This window comes from Leclercia sp. G3L (genome assembly GCF_021117075.1).
Classification (GTDB): Bacteria; Pseudomonadota; Gammaproteobacteria; order Enterobacterales; family Enterobacteriaceae; genus Enterobacter; species Enterobacter adecarboxylatus_C.
This window is the reverse complement of record NZ_CP088265.1, coordinates 1,273,353-1,289,431: the sequence shown is the minus strand read 5'-3', so window position 1 is coordinate 1,289,431 and position 16,079 is coordinate 1,273,353. Positions and strand designations below refer to the sequence as shown.

Here is a 16,079-nt window from a genome sequence, read left to right as displayed (position 1 = left end):
AAAAATCCCATGATCTTCGTCACACTCTCATAAGCATCTCTTATCTGACGCAAAGCCAATTAAATTTCGTAAATTGCCCGCATTTATTCGTTTGCTGAACCGTTTTCGCAGCAATTGACGACGGGGGTTTTACGTGGCTTTATAAAGGGAGATGACAAAATAATGTCCGTTAGATGTCTGGCCGGGCATAAACAAAAATGATGGGGTGACTGGGTTTTTATGAACGAACAATATTCCGCGTTGCGTAGTAATGTCAGTATGCTCGGCAAGGTGCTGGGAGATACCATCAAGGATGCGTTGGGCGAGAACATTCTCGATCGCGTTGAAACAATCCGTAAGCTGTCTAAATCTTCCCGTGCCGGTAACGAAGCCAATCGTCAGGAGCTGCTCACCACGCTGCAGAACCTTTCCAACGACGAGCTGCTGCCTGTAGCCCGTGCCTTCAGCCAGTTCCTTAACCTGGCGAATACCGCCGAGCAGTACCACAGCATTTCGCCGAATGGCGAAGGGGCCAGCAACCCGGAAGTGATTGCCCGCACGCTCAGAAAACTCAAGGACCAGCCCGACCTCAACGAAGCGACCATCAAGAAGGCCGTTGAGTCTCTGTCACTGGAGCTGGTGTTAACCGCCCACCCGACCGAGATCACCCGCCGCACCCTGATCCACAAAATGGGTGAAGTGAACAGCTGCCTCAAGCAGCTGGATAACAAAGAGATTGCCGACTACGAACGTAACCAGCTGATGCGCCGTCTGCGCCAGCTGATTGCTCAGTCCTGGCATACCGATGAAATTCGTAAGCACCGCCCAAGCCCGGTTGACGAAGCCAAGTGGGGCTTTGCGGTGGTGGAAAACAGCCTGTGGAAAGGGGTACCTGACTACCTGCGTGAGCTGAATGAACAGCTGGAAGAGAACCTCGGCTATCGCCTGCCGGTGGATTTTGTGCCGGTGCGTTTCACCTCCTGGATGGGCGGCGACCGCGACGGCAACCCGAACGTCACCGCCGAGATCACCCGTCACGTCCTGCTGCTGAGCCGCTGGAAAGCCACCGATCTGTTCCTGAAAGACATTCAGGTGCTGATTTCAGAGCTGTCGATGGTTGAAGCCACGCCGGAACTGCTTGAGCTGGTGGGTGAAGCCGGTGCAACTGAACCTTACCGCTTCCTGCTCAAAAACCTGCGCAGCCAGCTGCTGGCCACTCAGGCCTGGCTGGAAGCGCGCCTTAAGGGCCAACGCCTGCCGAAGCCTGCCGGTCTGCTGAGCCAGAACGAGCAGCTGTGGGAGCCGCTGTACGCCTGTTATCAGTCGCTGCAGGCCTGCGGGATGGGCATCATCGCTAACGGCGAGCTGCTCGATACCCTGCGCCGCGTGAAGTGTTTCGGCGTGCCGCTGGTGCGTATCGATGTGCGTCAGGAGAGCACCCGCCACACCGAGGCGCTGGGCGAACTGACCCGCTACCTCGGCATTGGCGACTACGAAAGCTGGTCAGAAGCTGACAAACAGGCTTTCCTGATCCGCGAACTGAATTCCAAACGTCCGCTACTGCCGCGGAGCTGGGCACCCAGCGAAGAGACCCGCGAAGTGCTCGACACCTGCAAAGCGATCGTCGATGCGCCGAAAGGATCGGTGGCCGCCTATGTGATCTCCATGGCGAAAACCCCGTCCGACGTGCTGGCGGTTCACCTGTTGCTGAAAGAAGCGGGTATCACCTTCGCCCTGCCGGTTGCGCCGCTGTTTGAAACCCTCGACGACCTGAATAACGCTAACGACGTGATGACCCAGCTGCTGAATATCGACTGGTATCGCGGCTTTATCCAGGGCAAGCAGATGGTCATGATTGGCTATTCCGACTCCGCAAAAGATGCGGGCGTCATGGCCGCCTCGTGGGCGCAGTATCAGGCCCAGGATGCGCTGATCAAAACCTGCGAAAAAGCCGGGATTGAACTGACCCTGTTCCACGGTCGCGGCGGCTCGATTGGCCGTGGCGGTGCCCCAGCCCATGCGGCCCTGCTCTCCCAGCCGCCGGGCAGCCTGAAAGGCGGCCTGCGTGTGACTGAACAGGGCGAGATGATCCGCTTCAAGTACGGTCTGCCGGAAGTGACCATCAGCAGCCTGTCGCTCTACACCAGCGCGATCCTCGAAGCGAACCTGCTGCCGCCGCCGGAGCCTAAAGACGCATGGCGCCATATCATGGACGAGCTGTCGGATATCTCCTGCGATATGTATCGCGGCTATGTGCGCGAAAACAAAGACTTTGTGCCTTATTTCCGCTCGGCAACGCCGGAGCAGGAGCTGGGCAAACTGCCGCTGGGTTCACGTCCGGCAAAACGTCGTCCGACCGGCGGCGTGGAGTCCCTGCGTGCTATCCCGTGGATCTTCGCCTGGACGCAGAACCGCCTGATGCTGCCAGCCTGGCTGGGAGCCGGTGCCGCGCTGCAAAAAGTGGTGGAAGATGGCAAACAGAGCGAGCTGGAAACGATGTGTCGCGACTGGCCGTTCTTCTCCACGCGCCTCGGCATGCTGGAAATGGTGTTCTCCAAAGCTGACCTGTGGCTGGCGGAATACTACGATCAGCGTCTGGTGAAACCGGAGCTGTGGGCGCTGGGTAGCGAGCTGCGCGAGCTGCTGGAAGACGATATCAAAGTGGTGCTGGATATCGCCAACGACTCCCATCTGATGGCCGATCTGCCGTGGATTGCCGAGTCTATCCAGCTGCGTAACATCTATACCGACCCGCTGAACGTGCTGCAGGCAGAGCTGCTGTACCGCTCGCGTAAAGCGGAAGAAGAGGGTCTGGAGCCGGATCCACGCGTGGAACAAGCGCTGATGGTCACCATCGCGGGCGTTGCGGCGGGGATGCGTAACACCGGTTAAGGCTTTATGCCCGGCGGCGCTGCGCTTGCACGGGCCTACGATAAGTAGGCCGGGTAAGCGTTAGCGCCACCCGGCACATTTCGGTAGTCTCACTATGCAACACGATATAAATCCTATCCTCACCGATCTGATCAACGGCGTGTCGCCTTTGCGTCAGGTGCATTTTGCTTCTTCGGCCGAACAGATCCCCCACGCCTCTCCTCGTCTGATGATTGTGCCTGAGGGCCAGACCCATGACGCGGTGTTCTCTTCATCCGGGCATGTTCCTCTGCAACCCACAACCTGTCTCAGCATCAGCTTCGGTAAGCAACAGCTGACGATCCAGCTACAGCGTGACGCCACCGTTTTATGCCAGCAGCAGGTCGCCAGGCGCGGGCCGAGAACGGGTGCTTTTCTGCTGCAAACGCTGGCCGAGTTGCAGATGCAGCCGGATGAGCAGGAAACCGCCAGGCTGGTGGTCTTAAGTCTGCTCAGCCACTGTCGCGATCTGCTGGGCAGCGATATCCACACGGCCTCCCGCAGCCGGGCGCTGTTTGAAGCCATTCGGACGTATATCGAAGAACACCATGCCTCAGCCCTTACCCGCGAGTCGGTAGCGCAGGCGTTTTACATTTCACCGAACTACCTTTCGCATCTTTTTCAAAAGACCGGCAGCGTTGGGTTCAATGAATATCTGACAAAGACCCGTCTCGAACATGCCCGGCAGGTACTCAAAGGCTACGACCTAAAAATTAAAGAGATCGCCACACACTGCGGCTTTACGGACAGCAACTACTTCTGCCGCCTGTTTCGCAAGCACACCGAGCGCTCGCCCTCGGAATATCGTCGCCAGTATCACAGCCATCTCACCGCCAAAAACTAGCATTGTGATCCCCCTCTCACTTCGCTAAGGACCTTACATTTGTCCAGTATTTGGCAAAATTGACCTCTGGTTCCCCCCGTCCGGCCCGCCGTATCCTTAATTCAGACCTGGAGACTTAAGGAAAAATAATGGAACTGTATCTGGATACCGCCAACGTGGCGGACGTTGAACGCCTGGCGCAAATCTTCCCGATTGCAGGCGTAACCACCAACCCGAGCATTATTGCCGCCAACGGCGAATCCATCTGGGACGTGCTGCCGCGCCTGCAAAACGCTATCGGTCCGGACGGCATTCTGTTTGCCCAGACCATGAGCCGCGATGCACCGGGCATGATCGCCGAGGCCAGACAGCTAAGTAAGGCTATCCCCGGTCTCGTGGTTAAAGTCCCGGTGACTGCACAGGGGCTTATCGCCATTAAAACCCTTAAAAAAGAGAAAATTACCACCCTCGGCACCGCGGTTTACAGCGCTTCACAAGGGTTGCTGGCCGCGCTGGCCGGAGCGAAATATATCGCGCCGTACGTCAATCGCGTGGATGCCCAGGGCGGCGACGGGATCCGCACGGTGCAGGAGCTGCAAAGCCTGCTGGAAATGCACGCGCCGGAGAGCAAGGTGCTGGCCGCCAGCTTCAAAACCCCGCGTCAGGCGCTGGACTGCCTGCTCGCCGGCTGCGAAGCAATTACCCTGCCCACCGATGTCGCGCAGCAAATGCTCAATACCCCCGCCGTAGAGTCGGCCATCGACAAGTTTGAGCAGGACTGGAACAACGCGTTTGGCAACCTCATGCTCTAAGGGAGACACAGTATGGACCGTATTATTCAATCACCCGGAAAATACATTCAGGGTGCCGATGTGCTGACCCGCCTCGGCGATTATCTCAAGCCGCTGGCGGCACGCTGGCTGGTTGTTGGCGATAAATTTGTGCTGGGATTTGCTGAAGAGACGCTGCGTCAGAGCTTCGACCAGGCGCAACTGTATGTCGAAATTGCGCCCTTCGGCGGCGAATGTTCGCAAAATGAGATCGACCGGCTGCGTGAGCTGGCGAAAAATGCCGATTGCCAGGCTATTATCGGCATCGGTGGCGGTAAGACGCTGGATACCGCAAAAGCGCTGGCGCACTTTATGGATGTCCCGGTCGCCATCGCCCCGACCATTGCCTCTACCGATGCGCCCTGCAGCGCGCTTTCCGTGATCTACACCGACAGCGGCGAATTCGATCGCTATCTGATGCTGCCGCACAACCCGAACATGGTGATTGTGGATACGAAAGTGGTGGCAGGGGCTCCTGCACGCCTGCTGGCTGCCGGGATTGGCGACGCGCTGGCGACCTGGTTTGAAGCCCGGGCCTGCTCACGCAGCGGCGCAACCACCATGGCGGGCGGCAAGTGCACCCAGGCCGCGCTGGCGCTGGCCGAGCTATGCTACAACACGCTGGTTGAAGAGGGCGAAAAAGCGATGCTGGCGGCGGAGCAGCATGTGGTGACTCCGGCTCTTGAGCGGGTGATTGAAGCCAATACCTATCTCAGCGGCGTCGGTTTTGAAAGCGGCGGCCTGGCAGCGGCACATGCGATCCACAATGGTCTGACCGCCATACCGGATGCCCATCTTTACTACCACGGCGAGAAAATGGCCTTTGGCACCCTGACCCAGCTGGTGCTGGAGAACGCCCCGGTGGAAGAGATCGAGACCGTCGCGGCCTTATGTCACAGCGTCGGGCTGCCTATCACCCTGGCGCAGCTGGATATCACTGCCGATATCCCGGCTAAAATGCGCTTAGTGGCGACTGCGTCCTGTGCGAAAGATGAAACCATCCACAACATGCCGGGCGGTGCAACGCCGGACCAGGTGTATGCCGCGCTGTTGGTTGCCGACCAGTATGGTCAGCGCTTCCTGCAGGAATGGGAGTAGTCATTATTGCCGGGTGGCGGCTTCGCCTTACCCGGCCTACAGAACCCGTAGGCCCGTGCAAGCGCAGCGCCGCCGGGCAAAAAAATCCCCGCCGAAGCGGGGATTTTCTGGTTTACAGCAGATCAAACCGGTCGAGGTTCATCACTTTCACCCATGCCGCCACAAAGTCCTTCACGAACTTCTCGTGGGCATCGCTGCTGGCATAAACCTCAGCCAGGGCGCGCAGCACGGAGTTGGAACCAAACACCAGGTCAGCACGGCTCGCCAGGTATTTCACGTCCCCGCTCACGCGGTCGCGGCCTTCAAACAGCTCGCTGGACTCGTCGGTGGCCTTCCACTGGGTGCCCATATCCAGCAGATTGACGAAGAAGTCCGTGCTGAGTACGCCCACGCGATCGGTAAAGACACCGCTCTTACCGCCATCGAAGTTAGCGCCCAGCACGCGCAGCCCGCCCAGCAGCACCGTCATCTCTGGCGCGGTCAGCGTCAGCTGCTGCGCTTTATCAATCAGCAACGATTCGGTGGTCGACACGTCGATCGCCGCCCGGTAGTTACGGAAACCATCGGCAACCGGCTGCAGCAGCGTAAACATGCCGATATCGGTCTGATCCTGGCGCGCGTCAACCCGGCCCGGCGTAAAGGGCACGGTGATGTTGACGCCAGCGGCTTTGGCCGCCTGCTCAACGCCCACCACACCCGCCAGCACGATGATGTCAGCCAGGGACGCCTTATGCGCCGATTTATAAATACCTTCCAGCACCGGCAGCACGCGCGCGGCTACGGCGTTGACATCCCAGCTGCGCTGCGGTGCCAGCGCCAGACGGGCACCATTAGCCCCACCACGCTTATCGCCACCACGGAAGGTGGATGCCGAGGCCCATGCCACCGACACCAGCTCGCTGACCGAGAGCCCGGAAGCTGCAATATCCTCTTTCAGGCTTTGAATATCTTCCGCGGTCGGGTGGAAGAACGGCTGTGGCAGCGGATCCTGCCAAATCAGCTCTTCTTTCGGCACTTCCGGCCCGATATAACGTGCAATTGGTCCCATGTCGCGGTGGGTCAGTTTGAACCACGCCCGGGCGAAAGCTTCGTTAAAGGCCTGCGGATCGTTGAGGAAGCGACGGGAAATCTTGTCGAACTCCGGATCGAAACGCAGCGTCAGATCGGTAACCAGCATGGTCGGTTTACGTTTTTTCGACGGGTCGAAGGGATCGGGCATGATTTCCGGCGCATTCGACGCTTCGAACTGGATAGCACCTGCCGGACTGCGGGTTTGCACCCAGTCGTATTTATACAGGTTCTCAAAGAAGTAGTTGCTCCACTGGGTCGGCGTCTGGGACCAGATCACTTCCAGACCGGAGGTAATGGTGTCGGCACCGAAACCGCTGCCGTGTGTACTGGCCCAGCCCAGGCCCTGCGCTTCAAGCGGGCCCCCCTCCGGATCGATACCCACGTGGGTCGCTTCCCCGGCACCGTGAGTTTTACCCAGCGTATGACCTCCGGCAATCAGCGCGACGGTCTCTTCATCGTTCATCCCCATGTTGCCGAAGGTGGCGCGGATCGCCGCCGCCGCAGACAGCGGTTCACCGCTGGCGTTTGGCCCTTCCGGGTTCACGTAGATCAGCCCCATCTCGGTGGCGCCAACGGCACTTTTCGCCAGGCTTTCGGGATGACGATGCTCGAGCCAGGCTTTCTCATCGCCCCAGTTAACGTCCAGATCCGGCTCCCAGACGTCTTCACGCCCGGCACCAAAGCCAAAGGTACGGAAGCCGGAGTTCTCCAGCGCCACGTTACCGGCAAGAATAAACAGATCAGCCCAGGAGATTTTCTGCCCATATTTTTGCTTGATCGGCCACAGCAGACGACGCGCCTTATCGAGGCTGACGTTATCCGGCCAGGAGTTGAGAGGAGAGAAACGCTGTTGACCCCGGCCCGCGCCGCCGCGTCCGTCCACGGAGCGGTAGGTCCCCGCGCCGTGCCACGCCATACGGATGAACAGACCGGCGTAGCTGCCCCAGTCCGCAGGCCACCACGGCTGGGAATCGGTGAGCAGGGCTTTCAGATCGCCTTTCAGGGCGGAGTAGTCTAATTTGCTGAATTCTTTGCGGTAGTTGAAGTCTTTGCCTAGCGGGTTGGAACGTTCGGAGTGCTGATTAAGAAGGTCGATACGAAGCTGTTTGGGCCACCAGTCCCGGCTGTTGGTGCCGGCACCCGCGCTCTTGTCATAACTGCCCTGATGGAAAGGGCACTTACCTGAATTCTGATTCTCGTCGGACGTACTCATCGCTCTGCTCCCTCTATGGTTTTATCGTTAGGATATACACCACCGGGAACAAGAGATAATTGAAACCATCCACAGATTTGATAGTTAATACCGTTGATATCTGCCTGAAATATAAAAGCCCCCATATTATTGAGGGCTTTGCCGTTACAGACCCGGGCGAACCCCCAGCGTATGGCAGATCGCGTAGCTCATTTCGGCGCGGTTAAGGGTATAAAAATGGAAATCTTTCACCCCTTCGCGGCTTAAAATCTTCACCATATCCATGGCGATATTGGCCCCCACCAGCTTGCGGGTTTCGGCGTCATCGTCCAGGCCTTCGTACATCTTCGCCATCCACAGCGGGATACGCACGTTGGTCATGTCGGCAAATTTCTTCGCCTGCTTGAAGTTAGAGACCGGCAGAATGCCCGGAATAATTTCAACGTCGATACCGGCAGAGACGCAACGGTCGCGGAAGCGCAGATAGCTTTCGACATCAAAGAAGAACTGGGTGATGGCGCGGTTGGCGCCGGCATCCACTTTGCGTTTCAGGTTGAGCAGATCTGCCTGGGCGCTTTTCGCTTCCGGGTGCACTTCCGGGTAAGCCGCCACGGAGATGTCGAAGTCGCCCACCTCTTTCAGCAGCGCCACCAGATCGGTCGCGTACATGTCCGGCTTACCGCTGCCCGGCGGCAGGTCGCCGCGCAGGGCCACGATGTGACGGATGCCGTTGTTCCAGTAATCCTGGGCGATGGTGCGCAGTTCGTCGCGGGTGGCGTCGATACAGGTCAGATGCGGCGCGGCTTCCAGACCGGTACGATCCTTAATGCCTTTGATGATGCTGTGCGTGCGGTCGCGCTCGCCGGAGTTCGCACCGTAGGTCACCGAGACAAATTTCGGCTTCAGGCTGCTCAGGCGATCGATAGAGGCCCACAGGGTCTGCTCCATTTCACTGGTGCGCGGCGGGAAAAATTCAAAAGAGACATTAATCTGGCCGTTTACTTCAGCCAGGCTCTGATTCAGGGCTTCCCGCTGGTTGGCGTGAAAAAAGCTCATACCTTACCTCATCAATCGCGTGTCGTTATGTGTTGTGTTCGAACTTCTATACGTTTAGACGTCCAGATGTAAAAATGACGGAAAAGCGGACTGGCGTCAACTGAAAATATCATCATTGACGGTGAGGAATGTTCAGGGAAGGTGAAAAAAGTTCAGGGTGGGGGTGACTGCTCCCTCTCCCCTGCGGGGAGAGGGAGAAACATAGGGGCTACAACAGCTGCGCCAGACGATTGATATCTGACTGGATCGCCCCGGCGGTCACGTCGCGGCCCGCGCCCGGACCGCGGATCACCAGCGGGTTATCGCGATACCAGCGGCTTTCGATGGCGAAGACATTATCGCACGGCAGCAGCGCCGCCAGCGGATGTTCCGGACGTACGGCCTCAACGCCGACCCGCGCTTTGCCATTGGCATCGAAACGCGCCACGTAGCGCAGAACCAGACCCATTTCGCGGGCCGCCTCCAGGCGCTGTAACATCTGCTCGTTCAGGGCATCGCCGTTCTCGAAGAAGTGATCGACAGACCCCTCTTCGCAGCCCGCCGGCACCAGCGACTCCACACGCACCTGATTCGGCTCGATGTCGTAGCCCGCTTCACGCGCCACAATCACCAGCTTGCGCATCACGTCTTTACCGGAGAGATCGACGCGCGGGTCGGGCTCGGTCAGCCCCTGCTGCCACGCCTGATCCACCAGGTCGGTGAAGGGCACGGTGCCATCAAACTGCAGGAACAGCCACGACAGGGTGCCAGAGAAAATACCGCTGATCGCCAGAATGCTGTCGCCGCTTTCAATCAGATCGCGCACGGTGTGGTTCACCGGCAAACCGGCACCCACGGTGGCGTTGTACAGCCAGTGACGACCCGTTTTTTCAAAGGCGTCGTGGATCTGGCGATAGTTGCGGGTATTGCTGGCGCCCGCCAGTTTGTTGGCGCTGATGACGTGGAAACCGTGGCTGGCAAAATCGAGATACTGATCGGCCAGCTGCTCACTGGCGGTCACATCCAGCACCACCAGGTCATCGTACGGATGAGCGCGCATCCACAGGAACAGCGACTCTTCATCCTGCTCAATGGCTTCGTCGTTAAAGAAGGCCAGCGCACGGCTGGCATCCAGCCCTTCGTAGCTGAGCAGGCTGCGGCGGCTATCCACTACGCCCGCCAGCACAAATTCAAAGCCGGTACGTGCCGAGAGCGTGGTCTGCTCGCGGGCAAACAGCTCCAGCCAGCGGGAGCCGATGTTGCCTTTCCCGAACAGCACCAGGCCGATACGTTTTTCAGCGCGGAACAGCGACTGGTGCAGGCCCTGGATCAGGCTCTCGGTTGGCCCGGTACGCATCACCGCCACCAGACTGATCCCCTCTTCCGACTGCCAGGTAAACTCTACCGGTTGACCTTTCAGCTGCTGCCAGAAGCGGTGGCAGTGCAGCGGGTTACGGGTGACGCCCGCGCCTACCATCGCAATCAGCGCCAGCCCCTGACGCAGACGAAGCTCGCCCGGCAGGCCCGCTTCATCGAGGATTTTCAGCGCGCTGTCGGCCACTTCTGCGGTGTAGCAGAACTGCAGCAGGTGACGGTCAGTGTGCACTCCCACGGCGAGCGGGCGGATGTGGGCCCGCTTCAGGATCAGGTCGATCTCTTTATGCGTCTGTTTGAAATCATGTCCGGCAGGAACGAGGAATTCGATCAGGCAGATATCGTCATGGCTGGTGACGATACGCGCCCCCGTGCCGGAGGCCAGCACGCGCTCAATGCGGGTCGAGCCCTGATCCGGCGTATAGCTACAACGCAGCTGCAGGTCGATATCGCTGCCGGAAACCGGCTGCAGGGTACGGGCGTGAAGCACCGGGGCCGCCAGACGGGCCAGCTCGCTGGCTTCGTCGAGACGCAATAGCGGCAGCAGGCAGGCATCTTTAACCTTACGCGGGTCAGCGCTGTAGACACCGGCTACGTCGCTCCAGATGGTGACGCGGGATACGCCCGCCAGAGCACCGATCTGCGTTGCGGAGTAGTCGGAGCCGTTACGTCCCAGCAATACGGTTTCACCCGCGTTGCTGCGGCTGATAAAGCCGGTCACGACAATACGTTTATTCGGGTGCTGCACCAACAGCTGCTGGAGCAGAGGATAAGAGAGGCCTTCATCAACCTGCGGCTGGGCGCCGCGCTCGGCACGCAGGAAATCACGTGCGTCCAGCCAGGCCGCTTCCAGGCCCTGCTGTTGCAGAACGGCTGCCATCAGACGGGCAGACCACACTTCACCGTGGCCCACCACTTCGGCATAGACGGCGTCGGTGACGCCGCTGTCGAGTAAACCGGCCAGCCGCTCCAGATCCTGGATAAAGGTGCTAATCAGGCCATCGGCCACGTCGGCAGGCAATAAACCGGCGATCAGTTCACTCTGGTAACGGCGTAACGCTTGTTGAACCTGATGCGCAGAGAGACGATCGGTCTGGCTTAACTTCAGCCAGCTAATCAACTGATTGGTGGTGCTGCCTGCCGCAGAGACAACCATCATGTCCCCCGGCATCGAATATTCTGCCATGATCCCCGCGACCCGCAGGTAACATTTCACATCAGCAAGACTACTACCACCAAACTTGTGCAGCTGGCGACCCTTCGCCCCTGCCTGCGCTATCACACTCATGATTACCCCTTGGCTGCGACCCGGAAGCCATTTTCCAGATCGGCAATTAAATCTTCACAATCTTCAATACCGGTTGAGATACGCAGCAGCGTCTCAGAGATCCCGGCGGCGGCACGCGCTTCTGGTGCCATGCCTGCGTGCGTCATTGTTGCGGCGTGGGAGATTAAGCTTTCGACTCCCCCTAATGATTCCGCCAGCGTAAACAGTGACAACCCGCTCAGGAAGCGACGCAGCGTCTGCTCATCGCCATCCAGTTCGAAACTTAACATCGCGCCAAAACCCTTTTGTTGACGCGCAGCAATCTCGTGCCCCTGATTCTCCGGCAGCGACGGGTGATAAAGCTTCTTCACCAGCGGCTGGGTCTTCAGGAAATCGACAATCGCCTGGGCATTACGCTGCGCCACCTCCATACGCGGCGACAGGGTACGCAGCCCGCGCAGCAGCAGGTAGCTGTCAAACGCACTGCCGGTGACGCCGATATTATTCGCCCACCATGCCAGTTCGGTGACAAGCTCCGGATCTTTAGCAATCACGACCCCGGCCACGACGTCAGAGTGGCCGTTCAGGTATTTGGTGCATGAATGCAATACCAGATCTGCTCCCAGCGCCAGCGGGTTCTGCAAGGCCGGACTGAGGAAGGTATTATCCACTACACTTATCGCTCCCGCATCCCTCGTAAGCTGACAAATTTTCGCAATATCCACCACGCGCAGCAGCGGGTTGCTTGGACTCTCGATTAAAACCAGCTTCGGTTTTTCTGCCAGCGCCTGTTTCAGCGCCTGCTCATCACCCTGATCGACAAACAGCACGCGATAGCAACCGCGCTTCGCCAGGCTGTCGAACAGACGGTAGCTGCCGCCGTAGCAGTCGTGCGGGGCCACCAGCAGATCGCCAGGCTTCAGGAACACGGTGGTCACCAGGTGGATAGCCGACATGCCGGTATTGGTCATCACCGCGCCTGCGCCGCCTTCCAGTTCCGCCAGCGCACGCTGGGTGACATCACGCGTCGGGTTGCCACGGCGCGAGTAGTCATGGGCGCGTGGTTCATTAAATCCGGTGAAGTTATAGGTACTGGAGAGATGAATCGGCGGGACAACGCAGCCGTACTGTTCGTCATCATTCAATCCGCTACGCACTGCGATGGTGGCCTGTTTACGCGTCATGGTGAAGGCTTCCTGGCTTAATGGATGAAAAGTCAGGCACCAGAGTAAACATTGATTATATGGACGTCAATACATCTGGACATCTAAACTTCTTTGCGTATAGATTGAGCAATACGCAAATAGCCGTTAAAATTACATGCTTTAGCGCATAACGCAGAGGCAATATCCGTGTCACGGTGGCGTCTCTACGGTAAACTACGCAAGATTATGGCGCGAAACCCTGCGAACCGCTGCGGTGTCGGCCTCATATTAATGACAGAGAGGATTAAAGGTATCTCATGGCTGAATGGAGCGGCGAATATATCAGCCCATACGCTGAGCACGGTAAGAAGAGTGAACAAGTAAAAAAAATTACGGTTTCCATTCCTCTGAAAGTGTTAAAGATCCTCACCGATGAACGCACGCGTCGTCAGGTGAATAACCTGCGTCACGCTACCAACAGCGAACTGCTGTGCGAAGCGTTCCTGCACGCGTTTACCGGTCAACCGTTGCCGAACGATGAAGACCTGCGCAAAGAGCGTAGTGACGAAATTCCGGAAGAGGCGAAGGTGATCATGCGTGAGCTGGGTATCGACCCGGATACGTGGGAATACTGATTTACAGATATAAAAAAAGCGCCTTGCGGCGCTTTTTTTTCGGGATGCATCTTACTTGGAAGAGCCCGGGATGCTGAAACGCTTGTTGAAGCGGTCAACACGGCCACCGGTTGCAACGTCACGCTGCTTACCAGTGTAGAACGGGTGGCACTGGCCGCACACGTCCAGGTTCAGATCGTGGCCCACGGTAGAGCGGATCTGGATAGAGTTACCGCAAGAGCAGTTTGCAGTAATCATTTCGTATTTAGGATGGATATCTTTTTTCATGGGGAGAACCTCAGTTAAGGCCGCGTCGCTCTTCCAGCCCTAACGCCAGACACCACGCGATGTTGAATGTAAGTTCTTTGATGCAAAGTGCACCAAAGGCGGCGAATCATACAGAATTTAACCAGGGTATGCAAACTGATCCGCACGCCGTCTTTCACTAATGTGTATACTAACGCGCCACTTTTCAAGTCAGGAAGATTCGATGCCCGTTGCTCACGTTGCCCTGCCCGTTCCGCTTCCCCGTACCTTTGATTACCTGCTGCCGGACAGCATGCAGGCCAAAGCGGGCTGTCGCGTGACGGTGCCCTTTGGCAAACAGCAGCGGGTGGGCATTGTGGTTTCCGTGAGCGAGAAAAGCGAGCTGCCCCTCAATGAGCTGAAAAGCGTGGTGGAGGTGCTGGACGATGAGCCTGTGTTCTCGGATAGCGTCTGGCGCCTGCTGCTGTGGGCCGCCGACTACTATCACCATCCCATTGGCGACGTGCTGTTTCACGCCCTGCCCATTCTGCTGCGGCAGGGTAAAAGCGCCAGCCACGCGCCGATGTGGTACTGGTTTGCCACCGAGCAGGGGCAAGCGGTGGATATCAATAGCCTGAAACGCTCCCCAAAACAGCAGCAGGCGCTGGCGGCGTTACGCCAGGGCAGGATCTGGCGTCATCAGGTCGAAAGCCTCGATTTTAACGACGCGGCGCTGCAGAGCTTACGCAAAAAGGGGCTGAGCGAGCTGGCCTGCGAAGCCCCTGCGCTGGTCGACTGGCGCGACGGCTTTAGCGTGGCGGGTGATCGCCTGCGTCTTAATACCGAACAGGCCACCGCCGTCGGGGCGATCCACAGCGCCTCGGATCGCTTCTCGGCCTGGCTGCTGGCGGGCGTCACCGGCTCCGGTAAGACTGAAGTCTATCTGAGCGTGCTGGAAAACGTGCTGGCACAGGGCAAGCAGGCCCTGGTGATGGTGCCGGAAATCGGCCTGACCCCGCAGACCATCGCCCGTTTCCGCGAGCGGTTTAACGCCCCGGTCGAGGTGCTGCACTCCGGTTTAAACGACAGCGAACGCCTCAGCGCCTGGCTGAAAGCCCGAAATGGCGAAGCGGCGATCGTGATTGGCACCCGCTCGTCGCTGTTCACACCGTTCAAAAACCTGGGCGTGATCGTCATCGACGAAGAGCACGACAGCTCCTATAAACAGCAGGAAGGCTGGCGCTATCACGCCCGCGATCTGGCGGTATACCGCGCCCATAGCGAGCAGATCCCGATTATCCTCGGCTCGGCCACCCCTGCGCTGGAGACGCTGCACAACGTGCGCCAGCGCAAATACCACATGCTGCGCCTGACGCGCCGGGCGGGGAATGCGCGCCCTGCCGTACAACATGTTCTCGATCTGAAAGGCCAGCAGGTGCAGGCGGGACTTGCCCCGGCGCTGATCGCCCGCATGCGCCAGCATCTGCAGGCCAACAACCAGGTGATCCTGTTTCTCAACCGGCGCGGTTTTGCCCCGGCGCTGCTGTGCCATGACTGCGGCTGGATAGCCGAATGCCCGCGCTGCGATCATTACTACACTCTGCATCAGGCCCAGCACCATCTGCGCTGTCACCACTGCGACAGCCAGCGGCCGATCCCGCGCCAGTGTCCATCCTGCGGCTCGACGCATATGGTGCCGGTCGGGCTGGGCACCGAGCAGCTGGAACAGGCGTTAATCCCCTTCTTCCCCGGCGTGGCGATCTCGCGTATCGACCGCGACACCACCAGCCGCAAGGGGGCGCTTGAGCAGCAGCTGGCGGAAGTGCATCGCGGCGGAGCGCGGATCCTGATTGGCACCCAGATGCTGGCGAAAGGGCACCACTTCCCGGACGTGACGCTGGTGGCGCTGCTGGACGTTGACGGCGCGCTGTTCTCGGCGGATTTCCGCTCCGCAGAGCGCTTTGCCCAGCTCTATACCCAGGTGGCAGGCCGCGCCGGGCGTGCCGGCAAGCAGGGCGAAGTCGTGCTGCAAACTCACCATCCCGAGCATCCGCTGCTGCAAACCCTGTTGCATAAAGGCTATGACGCCTTTGCCGAGCAGGCGCTGGCCGAGCGCCAGACCCTGCAATTACCGCCCTGGACCAGCCATGTGATTATCCGCGCCGAGGATCACAACAACCAGCAGGCACCGCTGTTCCTCCAGCAGTTGCGCAATCTGCTGCAGGCCAGCCCGCTGGTGGATAATCAGCTGTGGATTTTAGGCCCGGTTCCGGCACTGGCACCGAAACGCGGCGGGCGCTATCGCTGGCAAATCCTGCTGCAACACCCGTCGCGGATCCGCCTGCAACATATCGTCAGCGGTACCCTGGCGTTAATTAACACGCTGCCGGAAGCGCGCAAAGTGAAGTGGGTGCTGGACGTCGATCCCATCGAAAGCTAAAAAATGGTGGGAGGCGGATCGAAAAATTCAACATGCCTCACACTTTTTATGAAAA

The 16,079-nt window shown here is 58.8% G+C and carries 11 protein-coding genes; 6 read left to right on the top strand and 5 right to left on the bottom strand.

Annotation, left to right across the window (positions count from 1 at the left end):
* The first annotated feature begins 219 nt into the window (after positions 1–219).
* From ppc to LRS40_RS07470, 4 genes are all read left to right on the top strand, one after another.
* The gene (gene ppc, locus LRS40_RS07485; RefSeq protein ID WP_142487554.1) at positions 220–2,871 is read left to right on the top strand and encodes a phosphoenolpyruvate carboxylase; all 2,652 of its coding nucleotides are present in this window, start codon (positions 220–222) and stop codon (positions 2,869–2,871) included.
* Between the two features lie 94 nt (positions 2,872–2,965).
* Positions 2,966–3,733: an AraC family transcriptional regulator gene (locus LRS40_RS07480; RefSeq protein ID WP_231313428.1), complete on the top strand. Its 768-nt coding sequence runs from the start codon at positions 2,966–2,968 to the stop codon at positions 3,731–3,733.
* Positions 3,734–3,861: 128 nt separating this feature from the next.
* Entirely contained in the window at positions 3,862–4,524 is a 663-nt protein-coding gene (fsa, locus tag LRS40_RS07475) for a fructose-6-phosphate aldolase (protein ID WP_156264908.1), read from the top strand.
* Between the two features lie 12 nt (positions 4,525–4,536).
* Entirely contained in the window at positions 4,537–5,640 is a 1,104-nt protein-coding gene (locus tag LRS40_RS07470) for a glycerol dehydrogenase (RefSeq protein WP_231313427.1), read from the top strand.
* Between the two features lie 112 nt (positions 5,641–5,752).
* On the opposite strand, the gene katG is transcribed toward LRS40_RS07470, so the two are convergent.
* The 4 genes from katG to metB all read right to left on the bottom strand — a co-directional run bounded on the left by katG (position 5,753) and on the right by metB (position 12,763).
* A complete protein-coding gene (gene katG / locus LRS40_RS07465; RefSeq protein ID WP_142487558.1) occupies positions 5,753–7,924 on the bottom strand; it encodes a catalase/peroxidase HPI in 2,172 nt (723 codons plus the stop codon).
* Positions 7,925–8,068: 144 nt separating this feature from the next.
* Positions 8,069–8,959 (bottom strand): methylenetetrahydrofolate reductase, encoded by an 891-nt coding sequence (gene metF / locus LRS40_RS07460; RefSeq protein ID WP_106995794.1) that lies wholly within the window; start codon positions 8,957–8,959, stop codon positions 8,069–8,071.
* 208 nt (positions 8,960–9,167) lie between these two features.
* Complete coding sequence (locus LRS40_RS07455; RefSeq protein ID WP_142487559.1) at positions 9,168–11,600, bottom strand: bifunctional aspartate kinase/homoserine dehydrogenase II; 2,433 nt, start codon at positions 11,598–11,600, stop codon at positions 9,168–9,170.
* Positions 11,601–11,602: 2 nt separating this feature from the next.
* Positions 11,603–12,763 (bottom strand): cystathionine gamma-synthase, encoded by a 1,161-nt coding sequence (gene metB, locus LRS40_RS07450; protein ID WP_142487560.1) that lies wholly within the window; start codon positions 12,761–12,763, stop codon positions 11,603–11,605.
* A 278-nt stretch (positions 12,764–13,041) separates the two neighbouring features.
* Between metB and metJ the strand changes: the two genes are divergently transcribed.
* Positions 13,042–13,359 carry a met regulon transcriptional regulator MetJ gene (metJ, locus tag LRS40_RS07445; protein ID WP_007369220.1) on the top strand — a complete coding sequence of 106 codons (318 nt, stop codon included), beginning with the start codon at positions 13,042–13,044 and terminating at the stop codon, positions 13,357–13,359.
* Positions 13,360–13,410: 51 nt separating this feature from the next.
* Here metJ and rpmE read toward each other — a convergent pair whose 3' ends face one another.
* Positions 13,411–13,626: a 50S ribosomal protein L31 gene (rpmE, locus tag LRS40_RS07440; RefSeq protein WP_039032122.1), complete on the bottom strand. Its 216-nt coding sequence runs from the start codon at positions 13,624–13,626 to the stop codon at positions 13,411–13,413.
* 202 nt (positions 13,627–13,828) lie between these two features.
* On the opposite strand from rpmE, the gene priA reads away from it, so the two are divergent.
* Entirely contained in the window at positions 13,829–16,024 is a 2,196-nt protein-coding gene (gene priA / locus LRS40_RS07435; RefSeq protein WP_231313426.1) for a primosomal protein N', read from the top strand.
* The last annotated feature ends 55 nt before the right edge of the window (positions 16,025–16,079 follow it).

Excerpts from the sequence above, each read along its gene's own strand:
- LRS40_RS07480 (WP_231313428.1), top strand. The coding sequence starts at position 2,966 with ATGCAACACGATATAAATCCTATCCTCACCGATCTGATCAACGGCGTG.
- rpmE (WP_039032122.1), bottom strand. The coding sequence starts at position 13,626 with ATGAAAAAAGATATCCATCCTAAATACGAAATGATTACTGCAAACTGC.
- LRS40_RS07470 (WP_231313427.1), top strand. The coding sequence starts at position 4,537 with ATGGACCGTATTATTCAATCACCCGGAAAATACATTCAGGGTGCCGAT.
- fsa (WP_156264908.1), top strand. The coding sequence starts at position 3,862 with ATGGAACTGTATCTGGATACCGCCAACGTGGCGGACGTTGAACGCCTG.
- ppc (WP_142487554.1), top strand. The coding sequence starts at position 220 with ATGAACGAACAATATTCCGCGTTGCGTAGTAATGTCAGTATGCTCGGC.
- katG (WP_142487558.1), bottom strand. The coding sequence starts at position 7,924 with ATGAGTACGTCCGACGAGAATCAGAATTCAGGTAAGTGCCCTTTCCAT.
- LRS40_RS07455 (WP_142487559.1), bottom strand. The coding sequence starts at position 11,600 with ATGAGTGTGATAGCGCAGGCAGGGGCGAAGGGTCGCCAGCTGCACAAG.
- metJ (WP_007369220.1), top strand. The coding sequence starts at position 13,042 with ATGGCTGAATGGAGCGGCGAATATATCAGCCCATACGCTGAGCACGGT.
- priA (WP_231313426.1), top strand. The coding sequence starts at position 13,829 with ATGCCCGTTGCTCACGTTGCCCTGCCCGTTCCGCTTCCCCGTACCTTT.
- metF (WP_106995794.1), bottom strand. The coding sequence starts at position 8,959 with ATGAGCTTTTTTCACGCCAACCAGCGGGAAGCCCTGAATCAGAGCCTG.
- metB (WP_142487560.1), bottom strand. The coding sequence starts at position 12,763 with ATGACGCGTAAACAGGCCACCATCGCAGTGCGTAGCGGATTGAATGAT.